Annotated in this window: 17 protein-coding genes; 13 read left to right on the top strand and 4 right to left on the bottom strand. The window is 43.6% G+C overall.

Annotation, left to right across the window (positions count from 1 at the left end):
• Positions 1-555 precede the first annotated feature (555 nt).
• From KKC46_18110 to KKC46_18065, 10 genes are read left to right on the top strand one after another with little or no spacing between them, the layout of a single operon-like run.
• Positions 556-1,872, top strand: coding sequence for an ATP-binding protein (locus KKC46_18110; GenBank protein MBU1055718.1), 1,317 nt, complete (start codon positions 556-558; stop codon positions 1,870-1,872).
• 14 nt (positions 1,873-1,886) lie between these two features.
• Positions 1,887-3,002: a histidinol-phosphate transaminase gene (gene hisC / locus KKC46_18105; GenBank protein ID MBU1055717.1), complete on the top strand. Its 1,116-nt coding sequence runs from the start codon at positions 1,887-1,889 to the stop codon at positions 3,000-3,002.
• On the top strand, positions 2,992-5,298 hold the full coding sequence (locus KKC46_18100; protein MBU1055716.1) for a xanthine dehydrogenase family protein molybdopterin-binding subunit: 2,307 nt from the start codon (positions 2,992-2,994) through the stop codon (positions 5,296-5,298). The genes hisC and KKC46_18100 overlap by 11 nt, the downstream gene beginning before the upstream one ends.
• Positions 5,295-6,674 carry an FAD binding domain-containing protein gene (locus KKC46_18095; protein MBU1055715.1) on the top strand — a complete coding sequence of 460 codons (1,380 nt, stop codon included), beginning with the start codon at positions 5,295-5,297 and terminating at the stop codon, positions 6,672-6,674. Before KKC46_18100 ends, KKC46_18095 begins: the two co-directional genes overlap by 4 nt.
• Before the next feature lie 34 nt (positions 6,675-6,708).
• Complete coding sequence (locus tag KKC46_18090) at positions 6,709-7,953, top strand: MFS transporter (GenBank protein ID MBU1055714.1); 1,245 nt, start codon at positions 6,709-6,711, stop codon at positions 7,951-7,953.
• Positions 7,925-8,974, top strand: coding sequence for a hypothetical protein (locus KKC46_18085; GenBank protein MBU1055713.1), 1,050 nt, complete (start codon positions 7,925-7,927; stop codon positions 8,972-8,974). Before KKC46_18090 ends, KKC46_18085 begins: the two co-directional genes overlap by 29 nt.
• Positions 8,961-9,296 carry an STAS domain-containing protein gene (locus KKC46_18080; GenBank protein ID MBU1055712.1) on the top strand — a complete coding sequence of 112 codons (336 nt, stop codon included), beginning with the start codon at positions 8,961-8,963 and terminating at the stop codon, positions 9,294-9,296. The genes KKC46_18085 and KKC46_18080 overlap by 14 nt, the downstream gene beginning before the upstream one ends.
• Entirely contained in the window at positions 9,283-9,732 is a 450-nt protein-coding gene (locus tag KKC46_18075; GenBank protein ID MBU1055711.1) for an ATP-binding protein, read from the top strand. Before KKC46_18080 ends, KKC46_18075 begins: the two co-directional genes overlap by 14 nt.
• Positions 9,729-10,733 carry an ABC transporter substrate-binding protein gene (locus tag KKC46_18070; protein MBU1055710.1) on the top strand — a complete coding sequence of 335 codons (1,005 nt, stop codon included), beginning with the start codon at positions 9,729-9,731 and terminating at the stop codon, positions 10,731-10,733. The genes KKC46_18075 and KKC46_18070 overlap by 4 nt, the downstream gene beginning before the upstream one ends.
• A complete protein-coding gene (locus KKC46_18065; GenBank protein MBU1055709.1) occupies positions 10,690-12,669 on the top strand; it encodes a SpoIIE family protein phosphatase in 1,980 nt (659 codons plus the stop codon). Before KKC46_18070 ends, KKC46_18065 begins: the two co-directional genes overlap by 44 nt.
• 246 nt (positions 12,670-12,915) lie before the next feature.
• On the opposite strand, the gene KKC46_18060 is transcribed toward KKC46_18065, so the two are convergent.
• Positions 12,916-13,092, bottom strand: a complete 177-nt coding sequence (locus KKC46_18060) for a Txe/YoeB family addiction module toxin (GenBank protein MBU1055708.1) — start codon at positions 13,090-13,092, stop codon at positions 12,916-12,918.
• Positions 13,093-13,644: 552 nt separating this feature from the next.
• Here KKC46_18060 and fdhD point away from each other — a divergent pair.
• Positions 13,645-14,511 (top strand): formate dehydrogenase accessory sulfurtransferase FdhD, encoded by an 867-nt coding sequence (gene fdhD, locus KKC46_18055; protein ID MBU1055707.1) that lies wholly within the window; start codon positions 13,645-13,647, stop codon positions 14,509-14,511.
• Positions 14,512-14,662: 151 nt separating this feature from the next.
• Here fdhD and KKC46_18050 read toward each other — a convergent pair whose 3' ends face one another.
• Together KKC46_18050 and KKC46_18045 are read right to left on the bottom strand one after the other, a co-directional pair.
• Positions 14,663-15,340, bottom strand: a complete 678-nt coding sequence (locus KKC46_18050) for a chitosanase (GenBank protein MBU1055706.1) — start codon at positions 15,338-15,340, stop codon at positions 14,663-14,665.
• A 34-nt stretch (positions 15,341-15,374) separates the two neighbouring features.
• A complete protein-coding gene (locus KKC46_18045; protein MBU1055705.1) occupies positions 15,375-17,108 on the bottom strand; it encodes a carbon starvation protein A in 1,734 nt (577 codons plus the stop codon).
• A gap of 198 nt (positions 17,109-17,306) precedes the next feature.
• Here KKC46_18045 and rlmD point away from each other — a divergent pair, with 198 nt between their 5' ends.
• Positions 17,307-18,701 carry a 23S rRNA (uracil(1939)-C(5))-methyltransferase RlmD gene (rlmD, locus tag KKC46_18040; protein ID MBU1055704.1) on the top strand — a complete coding sequence of 465 codons (1,395 nt, stop codon included), beginning with the start codon at positions 17,307-17,309 and terminating at the stop codon, positions 18,699-18,701.
• A gap of 138 nt (positions 18,702-18,839) precedes the next feature.
• Complete coding sequence (locus KKC46_18035; protein ID MBU1055703.1) at positions 18,840-19,424, top strand: transglycosylase SLT domain-containing protein; 585 nt, start codon at positions 18,840-18,842, stop codon at positions 19,422-19,424.
• A 303-nt stretch (positions 19,425-19,727) separates the two neighbouring features.
• Here KKC46_18035 and KKC46_18030 read toward each other — a convergent pair whose 3' ends face one another.
• Positions 19,728-20,381, bottom strand: coding sequence for a PEP-CTERM sorting domain-containing protein (locus KKC46_18030; protein ID MBU1055702.1), 654 nt, complete (start codon positions 20,379-20,381; stop codon positions 19,728-19,730).
• Positions 20,382-20,781 lie beyond the last annotated feature (400 nt).

Here is a 20,781-nt window from a genome sequence, read left to right as displayed (position 1 = left end):
TAAAACTGGCCTGGTTCAGCGGTCTGGATCTCTTGGGTGATAAAAAAGCCATCTTTGCCGGTGCGCGTGCTATGACCATAATAAGTGAAGGTAAGAAGATAACACTGATGGGATATTTACCAAATTTACAGAAAAAGTAAAAAAAGGCCAAAACCGTAAGGAAGCAGACGTTTTTAACATAGAAGATCGTAAATAGCACATATGAAGTGATCAGAACCGGAGAATTCACTACCATGAACCCTATTTTAATTTAAACTTCAAACTTAAGATTTGTTTGGTCAATATTCTTTTTCATTTCAGGTTTTAATCCTCTATCAACACAGCGCATTATACAGCAAGGGTAAAGAGTAGACCCATTTTTTTCAACTGTTTACTCGGCGGGAAAGGGTTTCCCCTCTCCCGCCACTTGAAGTAAATTCAAGTGGTTCCACCCTCACCCCAAGCCGGAGCTTACCCACTCTCGGCCTGTTGCCGGACTTTTTACAAATCTGTCGAAATTGCATTTTTGTTTCTTTTCAAGAAGTGTGATATACAGAATAGATATCGGAGGTGTTGATGTTGAGAAAACCTGACAAAAAGCTTCTTGTAAAAATCCCTGTTGAAAGTGCTTTTATTCCCCTGGCTGTGTCCTTCGTTGAACTTGCGGCGAAGGGACTGGGTCTGGATGAGGAAGCAGCGCAAGAGTTATCTTTGGCTGCAGAAGAAGTTATTGCCTATCTGACCGGTATTGGTATCAGCGGACAGGATGTTGTAATTCAATGCTCGGCCGGGAGTCATTTTATCAAAACCGAGTTTTCACTTCCGGTTCAAAATATACAGTTGCATGCCTTCAATATGACTGCCAGGGTGAGTGCCGAAGACGAGGCTTGCCTCGATCAGATGGGACTATTAATTGCCTCCAGAATGACCGATCGTTTTCGAATTTCCCGTCCGGCTGATGGTAATCTGGAGTTGACCCTTGTCAAATTATTGCGCTATCCCGAGATCAAAGAAGAGACTGATATCCAGACCCCCAAAGCCCTGACAAATTTCAGTATTCAGACACCGGATTCGGCACAAATCAAATGGTTTGTCCGCCTGGTAAACCAATTCTATCCGGCAAAACTTTTCCCTGTGGATTTAAGATATCCGGGAAAAGTTGTTGATATGGCTGCTGCCGGAGATTACCATATCCTCCTGGCCAACGGGCCTACCGGTGAGATTGGTGGCGGTTTGGCCTGGAAATGGGAAGGTTCCAAGACCATCGAAGTTTTCGGCCCTTACATTTTTAACACAAACAGTCATCCGGAAATAGCCCGGGAACTTATGGAAACTTGCATTGGAAACGTTGCTAAAACCCCGGCATTAGCCCTTATCAGCCGAATGCCGACACCGCAGCTTCCTGAAGGATACCTTGAGATTCTGGGTATCCTGAATGCATTAGGGCCGGATGGTGGCGCACCCTTAACCGCTCTTTTCAGATTAATGCATGAAGATTCCGGCTCAGTGGTATGGGCTCATCCCGATCTGGTCGAATTTCTTCAAAGCGAATACCATCGTTTGGTCTTTCTCCGTGAAATTCAGACAGTCTTATCAGATGGCGAGGCAGAAGAACCTTTTTCCGTTTTAAGTGCCGAAACAGATCGCCACCTTGCTGTTACAACATTAAGACCGATATGGTACGGAAAGGATTATGAGAAGATCCTGGCGGATCATGTTAAATTACTGCGGCAGGAATCGATGAGTGCTATCTTTTTCGAAATGGATTTAGGGCTTTCATGGCAGACCGGTTTCACCCCGGGGTTGCTTAAGCTCGGGTTTATACCCCGCATGATTATCCCTTATGCCGGCAAGGCAGACCTTGTAATTTTTGAGCTGGAAGGCGAATCATGAAGCATTGCGACTTGATGAAAAATACGCACATTGAACGTCTGGTGCCGGACCATATAAAACGCTTTGAAGCCTATATCCCCAGCAAGCCCGATGATATGTTGATGAAAATGGCAGGATGCTCCCGGCTTTTTCGCCTTAATAATAATGAAAACCCTCTGGGGCCGCCGCCGGCCGCCCGCAGAATCATTGAAGCCTATCCTTCCCTCAGGGCATCGGTTTATCCCAGCGGTGATGCCTACCATCTGCGATGTAAGCTTGGTGATCTTTTCGGCCTTCATCCGGATCAGATTCTTGTAGGAAACGGCGCCAACGAGGTTATCGGCTTTGTCATCAAGGCTTTTTGTCAGGAAGGAGACAATATCATCACTGCCGACAAAACCTTTGCGGTCTACGAATGGGTGGCGAGCTTTTCCGGTTTTGAGGCCCGGCTTGTACCGTTAAAAGATTTTACCTTTGATGATGAGGGTATGTTAAGCCTTATGGATGAGCGAACCAAGATATTTTTTGTTTGCAATCCCAATAACCCCACCGGAACTTACTGGTCGGAAGAGCGGCTTCGCAGGTTTCTGGATCGGGTGGCCGGCAGACAAATCGTGGTTGTGGACGAGGCATATTGCGAATTTGTGGAGCAAGCGGACTTTCCGGACGGTATGCGCCTTATTGCCGAATACCCCAATCTTGTTATCTTCAGAACCTTTTCGAAAATGTATGCACTGGCCGGGCTTCGCATAGGGTATCTGGCCGGAAATCGGGAGGTTGTGGATATAATTCGGCGAACTTGTGTCGTTTACTCGGTAAACGGTCTGGCTCAGGAAGCGGCATATGTTGCAATAGAAGATAAAGAGCATGTCCTTGCAACGCGGACTTTGGTTCGAAATGCCAAGGCTTTGCTTACCCATGAGCTTGATAATCTTGGACTGACCTATGTCTCGGGTGAGGGTAATTTTCTGATGGTGAGACTTCCCATGAGCGATAGCCTGGCATACCGGAAACTGATGACACACGGTGTAATGGTACGCAGTATGGCCGGATTTCGCTTTCCCAACTGGATCCGTATTACGATTGCGTTGCCAGAGGCCATGAACGCCCTCATGGAGGCGCTTTTTGAGGTGGTGAAGCATGACCGATAATAACCGGGTTTTTCAAATAGGCGAGTCTATGTTCAGGCCGGATGCCATTACCAAGGTTACCGGTGCTGAGAAGTTCGCTGTGGATAACTACGGCTCTGATTTCTTGTGGGCAGGCGTAAAACGAGCCGGAATTGCCCATGCCCGGATTCAAAACATAAACATACAGGCAGCGCTTAAAATTTCCGGTGTTAAGGCCGTTTTAACTGCTGCAGACGTAAGAGGCAGTAACCGCCAGGGAGTTATCCGAAAAGACCAGCCTGTGCTGGCCGATGACCGGGTGCGTCATTGCGGGGACCCGGTAGCGTTGGTGGTTGCAGAAAATAAAGCTGCTCTTGAATCTGCTATAGAGAGTATTGTCGTTGATTATGAGGCCCTTGATGCAGTTTTTGATCCTGAGGAGGCTTTAAAAGAAAACGCGCCGCTGATTCATCCGGAACATCCGGGCGGAAACGCTTTGTTTACAACAAAAATTATTGTCGGGGAAGGCGAAGATGCTTTTGCCGGCTGTGATGAAACAGTTGAAGCCTGTTTCGATCTGCCCCGCCAGGCCCATGTTTTTCTGGAGACGGAAAACGGATGGGCAATTGCAGGAGAAGACGGCAGTCTTGAAATGACCGTTTCTACCCAGACCCCTTTTCGGGATCGCTTTGAAGTTGCTGAAGCCGTGGGGCTGGAGATAGATAGCATTCGGATTATGGCACCATACTGCGGAGGAGCTTTCGGCGGAAAGGACGGGATCACCGTCCAGAGTTTATTGGCACTGGCTGCCCTGCAATGTCCGGGAAGACCGGTCAAGATGTGGTGGAGCCGTGAGGAAAGTTTTCTGGCAGGCGCCAAGCGTCATCCGGCTAAACTCTATTACAAACTGGGGGCTTTAAGGGACGGAACACTGAAAGCTTTATCTGCCAGGATATATTTTGACACCGGTCCATATGATCATCTGGGCGGAGTGGTTGCCGCTCTTGGCCTTGAGCATGCCGGAGGTCCATACCGGATAGCAAACACCCATCTTCAAGTGTGGGCTGTATATACGAACAATCCCGTTTCCGGGGCCTTTCGGGGTTTTGGCGTACCCCAGGTTGCTGCCGCTATGGAATCCGTGATGGATATGATGGCTTGTCGTCTGAACATATCCCCGCTGAAGTTGCGTATGCATAATGCCCTTGTACGCGGAGACCGGTGTCCCGCCGGTGCAACGCGCCAGGGATCCATCGGCCTTACACAATGTCTGAAAATGGTCCAGTCCTATCCCTTGTGGACAGAGCGTGTCGACTGGCAGGCATCGGCAAGTTCATATCATAAAAGGGGTACCGGTATTGCATGTGTGTCACATGGTATGGGCTATGGTCCGGTTGTGCCTGACTCTGCAACGGCCGGAATCGAGCTTACCGGTGAAGGCCGGTTTAGAATTTTTGCCGGTGTGGTGGACATGGGCCAGGGAAATACGGCCAGCTACCTTCATATGGCAGGAGACATTCTTTCCCAGCCTCCGGAGAACATGGAACTTGTACTTCCGGATACGTCGCGGACCTTTCCGGGCGGTTCGGCTTCGGCCAGCCGCACTACCTATACATTCGGTAATGCACTGGTAGCCGCAGCTGAAGATCTGAAAAAGCGATTGATAGCTAAAGCTTCAGATTTATTTATGATTACGGATGTATCGGAATTAGTGCTGATCCCGGGCAACATCCGGCATTTGCCTACGGGAAGGGATTTGCCGCTGGCCCGGATGAGCCGTTTGCTAAACGCTGCTGAGCGTTTTATTACCCGGCATTTCAGGGCACCGGTTTCAAAAGAAAGGCCCACAACTGATGCTAACTTGCAGTTGCACGGCTTTCCCCACGCAATTTTTTCCTATTCGGTGCACCTGGCCCGTGTGGATGTGGATGAACTGACCGGACGTGTTTTGGTAACCGATTATCTTACTGTAACTGACTGCGGACAGGTAATTAATCCCTGTCTCTTTGAGGGCCAGCAGGAAGGGGCAGTGGTCCAGGGTCTGGGATACGCTCTCCGGGAGGATGTTATTTCCGAAAACGGTCGCATGAAGACAACTGATCTGACAACCTATATCATCCCAACAGCGTCGGACATGCCGGAGATGGAAACCATTGCGGTTCCCGTGGCTGAGCACACAGGCCCATTCGGCCTGAAAGGGGCCGGAGAAATCGGTATCGATGCACCTGCACCGGCTGTTGCCAATGCAGTATACGATGCCTGCGGCCTGAGGCTATTTCGATTTCCTTTAACCGCTGAGCGAGTTCTTGCGGCCATGTCAAAAAACGGAGAGAGATGAAAATCGAATTCGAGTTAAACGGCAAAGCAATCTGCCTGGATGTACCCGGTGACTTGAGAGTGGTGGACCTTTTGCGGGAGGATATGGGCCTGACAGGAACCAAGGAAGGCTGCGGGACCGGTGAATGCGGGGCATGTACTATTCTGGTGGACGGGCGCAGTCGGTTGTCCTGTCTGATGCTTGCGGCCCAACTGGCAGGCCGCAGGGTAATCACTATAGAGGGTTTGGCACAGCAAGGACATCTGCATCCGGTTCAGGCATCCTTTGTTGAAAAAGGGGCTGTGCAATGCGGATTCTGTACGCCCGGCATGGTTCTGACAACGGTGGATCTTCTGTCGCGCCATCCCCACCCCGGGCGCAAGGAAATTGCCCGGGCCATCAGCGGAAATCTATGCCGCTGTACCGGATATAAAAAGATTATTGATGCTGTTGAAAGCGTTGAAGAAAAACCTCTAAACAACCGGCATACCTCCATAATGCCGGAAGATATTCTTTCAGATGTTTCAGTTGGTTTAAAAGGAAGAAATAAACGCCATATTTTTCTTCCGCAATCTTTAAACGAACTGTGGCAAATTTTTGCCGAATATCCGGGAGCGAAAGTTTTTGGAGGCGGAACCGATCTTTTTGTATGGATGCGAAGCCGGCGTATTGACCCGGAAACCATAATCGGTCTTGAACGCATTGATGAGCTTTGCGGCGTTTATGAAACCGCAGATGGGGTTCGCATAGGCGCAGCCACTACTCATGAGATCATGCTGGAAAACCCTGTTATCAAAAGTATGTTTCCTGTTTTGACTCAGGCATTAAAAACACTGGGTTCCCCCCATATACGTCATGTTGCAACTATTGGCGGAAATATAATGACCGCCTCTCCGGCCGGAGACACATTGCCGCCTTTGTATGTGCTGGGCGCAAAAGTTGAGTTGCTGTCGGCACAAGGCCTGCGCTGTCTGCCTCTGGATGCCTTTATCCGGGGACCGGGACAAACTGTTTTGGAGACGGGTGAAATTCTTTCTGCCGTGATTATCTCCAGACCCAGTGAAATCACTTTCCAGTATTTTGAAAAAGTAGGGCTCAGAGATGCTATGGCTTGTGCTGTGGCAAGTCTGGCGGCAGTGATCGGGTTTTTGGAATCCGGCAGGATCGAATCAGCTCGTTTTGCCTGGGGAAGTGTGGGTCCGACTGTTATACGGTTGCCTGAGATAGAATCAGTTCTGGTCGGACAACCCCTGGACAAACAGCATATGAAAGCACTGATACCTCTGGTTCGGGAACGGCTTTTCCCCATCACCGACATAAGAGCCGGAGCCGATTACCGCAGGCTGGTTGCAGGTAACCTGCTGCTGCGTCTGCCGGAAGTAGTCGCATCATCATAATCTAATATTGCCGGTAGTTTGGGGAGGACGGAAGTTGACTAAACCGAAAACTTTACCCATGACAGCAAAAAGTCCGGATAACCCGGATATATCCATTCATGAGCTGCTTTTGTCCCGAAAATTTATTTGTCTGATGACAGCAGCCTTTTTAGCTTATGCGAACATATCCGTTTTTTTCGGCTTTGTTGATCATCTTCACACCTTGCCCGTTGATCCCGCGGATTATGGCTTACTTATAGGTGCTTTAGCCGCCGTATCCCTGATTGTCCGTCCGTTGATCAGTCCATTTTTCCATTCCGGAAACGCCCAAAAACTTCTTTTTATCGGCACCGTCCTTGCGGCCTGCTCCCTGGCCGCTTATACTGTGGCCGTCGATTATTGGAGTATGCTTCTGGTGCGTATTTTTCACGGGATTGCCTTTGCCGTTTTGGGAACGGCCCTTATGACCCTGGTTGTGGATGTTATTCCTAAGGAAAAAAGCGCACAGTTTTTCGGATATCTGGCAGTGGCCACCCTTTTGCCGAATACCCTGATCCCCCCACTTCTTCCTTTTCTGGATGCCGGCCTGGGGGGGTTTAACCGGATTTTGTTGTTGTTTGCCGCTTTGACGCTTCTAATGTTTCCTCTGGTATTTGCTGTAGCAGATAAGGAACAAAAAAAATCAACAAATGAAGATTCATCCGCACTATCCGTTAAAGAAGTCATGGAAAATCTGACGAATATCCATGTGCTTCGAATTCTGGCAGCCATGCTGCTTTTATATTGCGGGCATGCCATGGTCTTTTTTTTCCTGGACGGATATGGCAAATCTATTCAAATTGCCTATGTCGGGATATTTTTGACTTTTTCCACAGTGGGAGAAATCGGAATTCGTGTTGTTGCCGGTTCTTTTTTCGACCGGATAAATAAAGGACGTCTGGCCTTCTGGAGTCTGGTGGGATTGTGTTTGGCCTATGTCCTGCTGGCCTATGTTCCGGATAAATGGATTTTCTTTTCTCTGGGTCTGATCTTTGGGTTGGGGTGGGGTGTAGCCATGCCGGTGTTCAACGGATTGATGTTTGATGTATCCAAACCGCGGTTCAGGGCTTTTAATATAAATCTTGGCCTGCAGATGTTTCAGGCTGGCTTTTTTTTTGGTCCATTGATAGGCGCACCCTTGCTTGCCGGTTGGGGGTACAGGGAGCTATACCTTTTTTGCGCCGGAACAAGTCTTCTGGCAGCAGTTTTGATGTTTACGAAAGGAGCTAAAAATGACAGCCGAAACGATAACAACACCTGATATTGAACCCGGACAGTCCTACGGAATATGCCGTTTTCAACCCGGCGATGCCGAAGGGGTTGCCAGGCTCTTTTACTCGGTTTATGGCAGCGGATATCCGGTACGAACCTACTTGGAAGCAGAACTATTAATCAGGGAAAACGAGGCCCAGCATATCATTTCGAGTGTAGCCAGGACCCGGCGGGGAGATATTATCGGCCACACTGCATTGTTTAACAGCGCACCGCATTCGGGAACCTATGAATATGGAGCCGGTTTGGTTCATACGGCCTATCGTGGCGGGAAAAAAATATTTACTCAGCTTGCGATCCATAGTCGCGATCTTGCCGCCACACTGCCGGGGGTGGATGCCGCGTTTGGTGAACCGGTCTGCAATCATCCATTCAGCCAGAAGCTGATGGGAAACTTGGGGTTTCCTCCCAGTTCATTGGAGGTGGACCTTATGCCGGCTGAAGCTTATGTGAAAGAGGCCAGCGCAAGTGGTCGGGTAGCCGCATTTCTAAATTTCAAAACCTACCGAAAAAAACCCCATACGGTCTATTTACCCCGTGTTTATGCAAAAGAGCTGCCATTTTTCTACGAAGGTTTGGACGACGAGAGAGATTTTCTCATAGCGGAAAATGAAATATGTACCGAAAGCGATACCGATCTGAAACTCCTGATATTTGACTTTGCAGGCGTGGCCCGTATCGCAATCCATGCTGTGGGCCGGGATTTTTTGGCACGGATAGAAGCACTGGAAAAGGAATTGCAGGAAAAAAATGTACTGGTGATTCAGATCTGGCTCAATTTTGCCGACACATGTATCGGCAAGGCTGTTGAAATATTGCGGCTGCGCGGCTATTTTCTTGGTGGCATACTTCCGCGCTGGTTTGATACAGACGGACTATTAATGCAAAAAATACGCAAACATCCCGACTGGGATGGAATATACACTCATACGGATCGATACGGACAAATTCTAAAAATGGTCCGAAGCGACTGGGAACGCTCGATTAAGGAGAAACATGATGGATATTGACTTTCAGATGAAAGGAAACGCCCTGGTTGCATCAGTGCATGGAAGGGTGGATACGGGTAACGCTTCTGTGTTTGAGATGAAACTTGTCGAAGCATTGAGCCAGGAAGAGAAGTGGCTGGTGTTCGATCTTTCAGGATTGGAATATATCAGCAGCGCAGGCTTGCGTGTTTTATTGAGCACGGCTAAAATTATGAAGTCTAAAGGGGGAGACATCCGGTTGGCTGCAACCCAGGGACCGGTTAAAAAGGTATTCCAGATATCAGGGTTTTTTTCCCTCTTCAAGCATTTTGATACCACGGATGCAGCACTTGAAAATCTCTAAGACACAAGTAGTCCCGGTTTCCGTTTCATTACCGTCCCGGGTCGAGAATCTGCCGCACTTTATTACTCCGGTGCTTGCCGCAGCGCGTGCCCTTTTCGTTGATGAAGACAGATGCCATGATCTGGAACTTGCGATAGAAGAAAGTATAGTCAACATCATCAACTATGCCTATCCGGATAAGGAAGGTATAGTGCGAATTGGCTGCCGGAGAGAAGAAGATTGCCTGGTTGTTTGCATTGAAGATGAAGGGATTGAATTCGACATAACTGCAGCCGATGCCCCTGATCTGTCTTCCGACGTTTCATCGCGCAAAATAGGCGGGTTGGGAATTTATCTTGTGCGGAACCTGATGGACGATGTCCGCTACCGGCGGGAAGGCAACAGGAATCTTTTGGAACTGGTGATCTTCTTGCATCCTAAGGAGATGAAAGAATGATTCGGACACAACGAAACGTATTCTGGCTTACAATTACCGTTTGGATGATTCTATGCGGTTCCTTGTGGGCAACAACAGAATCACCGGGTTTGAAAAAGCTGACTTTTCTTCCCCAATGGCTGCCACAGGCGCAGTTTGCCGGATATTATGTGGCTCTTAACAAGGGTTATTATCGCCATCACGGCATTGATCTGACCATCATTCCGGGTGGTCCCGACCATTCACCTGCAGCATACATAAAAGAAAAAAAAGCAGATATTGTAACGCTCTGGCTTTCTTCGGCCCTTCAGCTGGCTGACCAGAGTGTGGAAGTGGTCAATGTGGGACAGATTATTCAGCGCTCGGCATTGGTACTTGCCGCCAAAAAGAGTTCGGGTATTAATAGCCCGGCAGATATGGACGGAAAAAAAATCGCACTTTGGCCATCCGATTTTCAAATCCAGCCCAGGGCTTTTTTCGATAAGTTTGACCTTAAGGTGCAGGTAGTGACAACCAATAGTCCGATCAATCTCTTTCTTCGCGACGGAGTCCAGGTTTCTTCGCTTATGTGGTACAATGAGTATCATACACTGATCAATTCAGGACTTGACCCGGATGAGATAACGCTTTTTTTCTTTGATGACGTGAATCTTAATTTCCCGGAAGACGGTATCTATCTTCGTAAGGAGACTTTCGAGAATGATCCTGAAGCTGCCTGTGCCTTTGTAAACGCATCTGTAGAGGGATGGCAATACGCCTTCGCACATCCCGAAGAGGCGATAGATATTATGATCCCGATCATGGAAGCGGCCCATATTCCGGCAAACAGGGTGCATCAGCGATGGATGCTTGATCGGATGCGTGATTTAACGGTATCCGGGCCGAAAGGTGAGCGAATGTGGGAGCTTAAAGTTGATGATTACCGGAAAGTTGGTGATATTCTGGTTTCAAACGGGCTGATTCGGGCTGTACCACCTTATGAATTATTTTCCAGAAAGTGTTTTTGCCATGATAAAGAATAGAGGCATTGCCTTCAGGCTGGGGGCGCCGATCCTGGCAGGAGCCGCCCTGATATTTATGGTTGTTTTTACATTCGGATACTTCTTTTCAAGGGAAGCGATTCTTAGGAATGTGGAGAATAATGCGCAAAATATTGCCAAACAGACTGCCCACCGTATCGAATCCGTGCTTGCACCAGTGCAAAAACTGCCGGTCAATCTCACTGCGGCAATCGAAACGCTTGATCTAAGCGAAACAGAAATGATAGATGTTCTTGGTAAAACACTAAGCAAGAACCCCGAAATCTTCGGTGCTGCCATTGCCTTTGAACCCTATGCCTTCAAATCAGACAGACTGTATTTTTGCCCTTATTTGTTCCACAAGGAAAAAGGGCTTGAACATACATATCTTGACGGAAAAAATTATCACTATTTCTATCAGGACTGGTATCAAATTCCAAGGGAAACCCTTCAGGAATACTGGAGCGAGCCATATTTCGACGAAGGTGGAGGCGACATTCTCATGGCAACATTTTCGTGCCCTTTTTTCAAAAAGAAAGAGGGAAAACGTCTTTTTGCCGGTGTAATCACGGCCGATATCTCTCTGGAATGGCTTAAAAAATTTGTTTCGGAAATACGGATTCTTAAAACCGGCTATGGATTCATCCTCTCTCGAAACGGGTCTTTTGTTGCTCATCCGGAAAAGCGCTGGGTGATGAACGAGACAATTTTCAGTATAGCCGAGGCAAGGGGTGATGCAAAACTTAGAAATATCGGAAGGCGAATGATTGCAGGGGAATCAGGCTTTGTTTCTTTTACCGGCTATGATTTAAAAAAAGCCGGTTTTCTCTACTTTGCTCCGGTTAAATTCAGCAAATGGTCTTTGGGTATTTTTTTTCCAAAAGACGAACTGATGGCCGACCTGGACGACATTAATAAAAAGGGAATCTATCTGGCGGTTTGCGGATTGATAGTACTGTTTCTGGTGGTTTGGCTGGTTTCAAAAACCATAACCCGACCTTTGAGAACCCTGTCCGTTGTAGCCCGTGAAATGGCTACTGGCAATCTGGAAATAGTAGTGCCGAACCAAAAAAGCGGAGGAGAGGTGGGGCTTCTGGCCGAATCTTTTAATTTCATGAAAGATTCTCTTAAAATTCACATTCAGGATTTGCTGGAAGCCACTGCTGCCAAAAAGAGTTTCGAAAGCGAGCTCAATATAGCCCGCGATATTCAGATGGGATTTCTGCCCAAAGATTTTAATCCCTTTCCGGATATTCCGGAGTTTGATCTTTACGCATTTATCAAACCGGCAAAGGAAGTGGGTGGAGATCTTTATGACTTCTACAGAATTGATGATGAGCGCATCTGCTTTGTTTTGGGAGATGTATCCGGCAAAGGTGTTCCGGCATCCCTGTTCATGGCTGTAACCATGACCCTTATTAAAATGACTGCTGCAAAGGGACTGAGCCCGGATCTAATTTTGCAGGAAGTAAATTCCCAACTAAGCCGGGACAATGAAGCCAACATGTTCGTAACACTGTTTTGCGGTATATTAAATATCCGTACCGGAGAGCTATGGTATGCAAACGGCGGACATAATCCGCCTGTGTTGCTGCAAAAAAACGGAGAAGCTGTCTTTCTGGAAGGAACAGACGGGGTTTTGCTTGGCGCTATGGACGGAATTGAATACGAAATGAAAAAAATCCGGTTAGATGCCGGAGAGGGCTTGTTTATCTATTCGGACGGCATCACCGAGGCTATGGATGAAAAGGAAAATCTATACTCCGAAGAGCGCCTGCTTGAACTTTTTAAGAGTATGGAGCCACTGCCGTCGTCCCAGGTGGTGGATGTGGTTATTAGCAGTGTTCTATCCTTTGCAGGCCAGGCTCCACAAACCGACGACATTACAGTGATGATGCTGCGATTTTGGGGCAATGAAAATATATTGATGCAAGGCTGACAGGGGAATTAAAATGGTATTAAAAGCACAATCGCTTAAAATGCAACGGAATTAGCCGTCTGGGTTAAGCGTCTGGTTCTGCAATTTTATTGATTGCGTTGAAAATATATCCTTAAAATGGTTTTCAAGAACCTCACCATTATAATATGAGTGAGAATTACTGAGATTGCGAACAGATAAAAAGAAATGTCTTATTTCATCAAAGGGGGATAATAGGAGCTTCTTTGATTTATACTTTTCTGCCTGCTATTCATAATAAGTCCACATACGAATAATCTTGACAGTTTTTTCATCATCCATGACCTGGTAAACGACCCTGTGCTGAATATTGATTCGTCCGGAGTAAGCACCCGATAGATCACCGACAAGTTTTTCGTAAGGAGGGGGTGTGTGGCATGGATTCTCTATCTGATTGTTGCATATCCTGCTTTAGTGAATATCTTAAAAGATAAGAGAAATCATAAATTGTAATTTATGTAAAATTTGTGTAGAAATATGTAAGAAATGCAGAAGTTTCAAGTTTATGCTGGATTCCGGATCAAGTCCGGAATGACAAAACCGTGAGTTTTCAGCTTTTTTCGAATCTATTAGAATTGTTAACATTAATTTGCTGTGGGTAATAAAATGGAAATTGTCTCAATAGCATCAAGCAGGAAAAAAGGTACAAGAAAAACCTGTATAACGGAAGCCGAACTGATCGCAGACCATGGCTTAGATGGTGATGCCCATGCAGGCAAATGGCACAGGCAGGTCAGTTTTCTTGCAGCGGAAAGTATTGAGGATGCCAAAAACAGAGGGCTTACTGTAACATTTGGCGATTTTGCGGAAAACATTGCTACAACGGGAATCGACTGGAAAAATATGCCGGTCGGTTCAAAGTTAAGGCTTGGCGCAAAAGCTCTTGTGGAAGTCACTCAGATAGGAAAAGAGTGCAAGAAAAAATGCGCTATTTTTTATCAGGCAGGAGATTGTATAATGCCGAGAGAAGGTATTTTTGCAAAAGTATTGGAAGGTGGCATAATACGATGTGGCGATAAAATACAAATCATTTCTTCCCACACAAAAGTTATTCACTGGAAAGAAGAAAGTTTTGTGACAGTAAGCCAGAATCTTATCGGAGAAGAACCTTTATCCATCCGCATACAAGGAAAGCCCTATTCAGTAGTAATGCGGACTCCAGGTGAGGAAATACCTCATGTCGCAGGTTTTTGTCTTGGAGAAGGAATAGTAGATGCCCCTGAAGATTTTGCATCTCTTGCTTTTTGTGACGGAACCGACACCAATGTTGTTACTGCTACACTCACTGCTGCAAGAAAAGAACTGGTATCCGATCTTCTTGAAAGACGCGGTTTTGTGAGCCAGACAAGTTGTGGCTTATGCGGCAAGGAGCTTATACAGGACCTTTACCAGGACATTAAGCCTATGGCAGATAGTTTAGTAGTAGATATAAATAAAGCAGCAAATTGTCTTTTGTCTCTTTCCGATCACCAGCCCTTAAAAAAAGAAACGCATGCTTCCCATGCTTCTGCAATTTATAACAAAGACTACCAACTGTTAAGTGTTTCGGAAGATGTTGGTCGCCATAATGGTTTAGATAAGGCTATAGGAAAATTGTTTCTTGATAAAAAGCTTTCGGACGCAGCTTTTCTGGTACTTTCATCAAGAATAAGTTTTGAGCTTGTTCAAAAGGCCGCAAGAGCAAAAATTGCGATAATACTTGCATTTTCCCGCCCCACAGAACTTGCGGTAAAACTTGCCAAAGAACTTGATATGACAATAGCATGTCTTTCAAAAGATAACGGGCTTTTTATATACTGTGGTGAAAAAAGGCTGAAAAAATAATAATATTGAGCCACTTTCAAAACGTTTCAGTTTGGTCAAGGTCAAGGCGGGTGAAAATTTTAACCGCAGGAATACATGGAGTATTTCGAGGATTAAAATTTTCACCCAACGCAGAGATCGGCCAAAATGGGACGTTTTGAAACTGGCTCTACTACCCTACATTTACTCCATTGGCATTTATCGGAAGATCATTTAATTCCCAGTTATTCTTTTGTATTTCGTTTAAAAAGGTTTGTGTGCGATAGATAGTTTTGCGAAGGATTTTTTTTTCATGATATTTTAGCCATTGGTGACGTGTTTCCACATAAGAACCGGTCCATTTTTTTTCATCCCCGCCACCTGAAGGAGGATACTCCATAAACCGTTTTCGCAAAAACATCGGGATGCGTCCCGAATGAATATAGGAATCATAAATTACAAGCATGCTTAGCGGCAATTTAAACCCGTTTCTTTGTGCCCACTCTACAGCAGGTTCCCAGTAGTGTTTATCAAAAAAGCTGTCCTGAGTATCACGCATAATTTGGTCTTTTCGGGCAGCATCCAGGAGCAGATTTTTAAACTTTTCATCATCGGCAAGTGGTTCGATACCAATTTTTTCTAAGTATGGTACAAAATCATCAGCATATGCACCACCGTTTTCTATGTACATATCAACAAGCTTGCCAAGATTGCCCTGTTCTGTTGTCTGGCTTCGCCCAAATGTAATCTGATAAGAATCATTAACGCCATCATCATAGATTACAAGCATGTCATATTTACCTTCCGGTGTTCCAGTTTCAAACACATTTATAACTTTCTGGATAAGATCTTTTTTTTCTAAAATAGTCATAAGTGTCTCCTTCGTTATAGTGATTAATCCGGATTTAAGCTGTTTTAAGCTTTTTTATTGTTTTTAAAGAAAGAATAATTACACCAAAAGCCAGCACAATAAGCAGTATATCTGTTGTTATCAGCATATAGTTTTCTTTTGGAAGATATTTGTCCATCAACAAACGCCAAAGCGAATAAATCGTGGTAGCCATCATAAATATTGCAGGGATAATGGAAAACAATGCTTTCTTCCCGCGCTTTATTAACCAAACGGAGATAACAATTAACGCAAGAGAAGCAAGAAGCTGATTTGCAGATCCAAAAAGAGGCCAGATGACTAAAAACGCATTGTAGTATGCCAGCACAAACATCATTATAACACAGATTAATGCATTAAAAATATATGTCTTAAAAAGTCCTGGAACATTTTTGAAAATAAACTGCCATAATTCTTCAAGCAAATACCGGTTCAGACGTACAGCTGTATCTAAGGTTGTTACAACAAAACCTTCAACAAGTAAAATGCCGAATATTGTTCCAAATGCTGCCTGAATTCCTAAGCTGTTATGCAAAAGCAGCCCCATGCTAAGAGCAAATGCCAGAATAGGATTTGATCTGACACCGGGTGTCTGAGGAAAAACAATGTTAGTATATTCGGCAAAACCAAGAGCGCTTCCTATGGCAATAAGTACGCACATAGCAAAGATACCTTCGATAATCATGCCTCCATAGGCTATACGCCGCCCATCCGATTCTTTTCGCAATTGTTTTGAGGTAGTTCCTCCGCATACCAGACAATGAAAACCGGAAATTGCACCGCATGCAACAGTAATAAACAGAAACGGCCATGCCGGGCCGATTTTTGCGCTTGCCTCCGTTAAGTTCCATGCAGGAGCCTGCATGGTGGCTCCTTTGAATCCGGCGATTATACCCGCAACAAGCAAAACGCAAATGCCTCCGTAAAGCAGAAATGAATTGGTAAAATCACGGGGCTGTAAGACAAACCATACAGGAAGTCCTGCCGCCAATATTGTATATATCGAGATAATAATCATCCAGTGAGTCGGATCAAGTGTTACCGGATATTTCAAACCGATTGTAATGGAAACAATGGCAATGGTTATAGCAATTAAAGATGCGAAATAAGGATTAATCTCACGTTTATAAAGAAGATATCCTAAAAAAGGAGAGCAGAAAGTAATTACGATTACAGACATTGAAGCAATGCCACCAATCTGCACATTAACGATACCATCAATAACTGCTGTTTTTAAAAGTGTTTGAGACGGATCAAGATTAAGGAATTCAAGGGGTACTTTTGATGTAAGAGAAGTTGCGGTAAGACCCAGAAAAGCACTGGTAACCGTTAGAAGCATAATTATAGTAAATGCAATAAAAAGAAAAAATCCCGTCCTGCCAAGCGAAGAGTTTGCAATCTCGGCTATGGATTTTCCTTTTTCACGGATACTGGCATAAAGAGTTGCAAGGTCATGTGCAGCACCAATAAAAATTGAACCTATAACAAGCCATAACCAAACCGGAACATAACCAAAAAGAACCGCAACCGCCGGCCCGATTATTGGTCCTCCGCCTGCAATGCTGGAAAAATGATGCCCGAATAAAACGACAGGGTTTGTAGGCACATAATCAACATTGTCTTTTAAGGCAACAGCCGGTGTCTTATTGTTGTCATCTTCGTCAAACAACCGTGCTATCATCTTGCTGTAAAACGCATATCCCAGGTAAAATAGCGGAAGCGCGAGAATCAGCAAAACTGCAACGTTCATAATTTATCCTCCTAATCCAAAACAATAAAATGTAGTGATTTCCCACAGTATTGCTTAAGCGAACAAACTATAATTTGGTTGGAAATGATTGTAAAGGCATAATATATAATTTGTGGTATTGGCAATATCATTTCGTTTGTGTTAGATTGCGCAATCGGCTCATTTTGAGTTATTTTTTTATAAAGGGTTAAATAAAATATGGGAATAAAAAAAGGCGATATTATTGAACTTGAAATAACCGGCATGGCCTTTGGCGGGAAAGCAATAGCCAAAGTTGACGGGTTTGCGGTTTTTGTAGATAAAGCTGTTCCGTTAGATCGGGTTAGAGCACGCATAGTAAAAAAGAAGAAGAGTTTTGCAGAAGCTGCTATGGTAGAAATAATTGAAGCATCACCTTACAGAATAAATCCGCCGTGTGAATACAGCGGTTATTGTGGTGGTTGCAAGTGGCAGTTCATAGAATATGAACGTCAGCTTTATTACAAGCAGCAGCATGTGAAAGAAGCATTGGAACATATCGGGTTTTTAAAAGATATTACAATACATCCTGTAATTCCATCGCAATCGATCTTTGGATACAGGAACAAGATGGAATTTTCCTGTTCAGACAAAAAATGGCTAATGCCTTCAGATTTTACTGCCGGAGAAAAAAACGCAGGTTTTGCACTGGGGCTTCATGTGCCAGGAACTTTTGATAAAGTACTTGATATAAAAGCCTGTTTATTGCAGCCGGAAAAAGGAAATTTAATTTTAAATGATGTAAAAGAGTTTATGCAAAATTCCGGTGCCCAACCCTATGGCCTCAGATCCCATGAAGGTTTCTGGCGCTTTCTTATGCTGCGAAATTCGGGAGCATACGGCAGTTGGATGGTAAATATTATTACTTCTGCCGAAGATAATAAAGTTGTTAAGCCTCTTTCCGAGATGCTTGTACAAAAGTACTCCGATATAGTATCTGTAATAAATAATATTACTTCAAGCAAAGCTGGTGTCGCTGTGGGAGAATATGAGAAAGTGCTTGCAGGGTCTTCTTATATAAAAGATAAAATTGGAGCTTTTGAATTTAAAATATCGGCAAATTCTTTTTTCCAGACAAATACAAAAGGGGCACAAATTCTATATAACAAAGTAAAGGAGTTTGCACAACTTTCCGGTAAAGAAACGGTGATTGATCTATACAGCGGAACAGGCACCATACCAATATATCTGTCCGCAGATGCCGCTGAAATTACAGGGATTGAGATTTCTGAAAGTGCCGTATCAGATGCCAAAAATAATTGCATAATAAATGGCATATCAAACTGCACTTTTATAACCGGAGATATTAAAAACAGCCTTTCAAAGATTGAAAATAAACCTGATGTTCTTATTATTGATCCGCCAAGAGTGGGGATGCACAAAGATGTAGTAAAGCAGGTTATTGATATGGCTCCCGAAAGAATTGTTTATGTTTCCTGCAACCCGGCGACCCTTGCAAGAGATCTTTTTATATTAAAGGATTATTTTGATGTAATACAAGTACAGCCGGTTGATATGTTTCCACATACTTTCCATATTGAATCTGTGACAAAGCTTGAAAAAAAACGTTTTTGATTGAGTTGTTTAAATAATTATGTATAATATTAAGGATATGAAATATATATAGCCACACGGATTATTTGAATTACGGTTTAAGAGATGCTTAAAAATACTTTTATAAAAAAATCAGCATTGATTGTTATTTATTTTGTCATGGTTTTGTTTGCTTGCGGCTGTGTGAATTTAGCCTTTGCTGATATCTATAAATATATTGATGAAAACGGTGTGATGCATTTTACTAATGTTCCTACAAAACCGTCATATAAATATCGACTTTTTATTAAAGATATCCAAAGAAAACCAAAGAAGGAAGGTTTGCCATTTTATTCATCGAATAAATATGATCTTATGATTTCCGAAGCTTCAAAGAAGCATGGGATTTCGTTTTCCTTGCTGAAAGCCGTGATAAAGGCTGAGTCTGATTTTGACCCAAAAGCTGTATCAAGAGCGGGAGCACTTGGATTAATGCAGATAATGCCTCAAAATGTAAAAGCTTTTAAAATGAAGGACCCTTTTGATCCAAAAGAAAATATTTTAACAGGAACGTGGTATTTTAAAAAACTGCTTAACAGGTTTGATGGAAAGCTTCACCTGGCGTTAGCTGCATATAATGCCGGCCCTAAAGCTGTTGTCTCTTATAAGGGCATACCTCCCATAAGAGAAACTGAAGACTATGTTGAAAAAGTTATGAAGTATTTTCACCATTTCAAAAAAAACAGCCCCGGCGTTTCGCATTAAACCACAGAGTAGAAAAAGCCTGATTGCTATAAGATGTATTTTATATGCCCATTTCATTATTAGACAGGCTGTTACAGAACTAGTAAATAGCAATAACAACTTTAAATAATTAAATAATATATTGCTTTTCATTGCTACAAATGCTATAGATTTTCCAGCTATTTAAGAAGAATTCTATGCCCAGATTTAAAGCCGGTGAGTCAGGAAATCAAATGGTATTATTTCCTGAAATTATTTCTTTAGAAGAAAGATCCATGCAGAAGGTTTTGATCATGTGTTTGCAACATAAATTGGTATTGTTACCTAAGCCCGTTTATTTTTCCTTCTTGAAATTAAAAGCCCTAAAAGTCCGCCGGCCATCAGAAGCAGAGTAGAAGGGATGGGTACAACATTTACATCGTAAACATCAGATTCCATATAGGAATAATTATTACCTGAATCAATAAAAAATGAATTTACCGGATCAATTGTTATAATAAACGAATCTTGATATTGTACCTCGTCTAATATTAGTCTGGCAAGAAGCTTTCCTGTTGTATCAGTAACACTGCCTGAATTTGTAGCATCATGGCCCAATAAGCTGAATTGCGTTGCAGTAGCTGATGGAGGATTAATGTCTATCTGATAACCATTGCTATTGCCTGCAAAAACATAATTAGAATCAGTCGTTATCGCTGCATAGTGAAACGAGAATGGAACTCCCGGATCGCTATTTCTGGTGATTGTGAAAGCTAAATTCCATTCCTTAAGATTACTAAGCATTATATTGTCAATGAGTACGTCAAACGTAAAAGTGCTACTAGGTGCATCCAGATCACCGTTCATATAATCAAAGATTACGGAAGGTGCTGCCATCATGGCCGTAGCCTGAGATCCGGGAGATGCCCCCATTATTAACATCATTAAAAAAGAAAAAATTAAAGTCAATTTTATGAAACTATTGCTTTTATTCATCATAGACGCCTTTTTGGTTAAAGGTTAATAAACTTATTAAGAAAAGAAAAAATCTCTATAAAATCCAAAAAAATCCAATTATTTTTGTAAATTCACCCTTTAATTTTTTGCTTATGCTATTTGTTTTTAAAATTTTTTAAAAGGATTTATACAATATAAATATTTTAAAATCAATAACCGTAACAGATGTTTAATCCTCAAATATTTAAGCAATTTTTATACCGTTTGTTTAATAAATATAAAAAAATCGATAAAATACTGTAAATACACAATATTAAATATTAGTTATTTGTTTCCGCCGTTGGAATAATCAAAACTGTAAAATATTCCGACAGTAATGGTAATTTAAATATATATAATTATATCAATTTAAATATAATTATATATATTATATTGACCGGTT

It is taken from the genome of Pseudomonadota bacterium, from assembly GCA_018817425.1.
Classification (GTDB): domain Bacteria; phylum Desulfobacterota; class Desulfobacteria; order Desulfobacterales; family RPRI01; genus RPRI01.
Note: the sequence above shows the minus strand (reverse complement) of the source record. Positions and strands in the feature narration are given on the sequence as shown.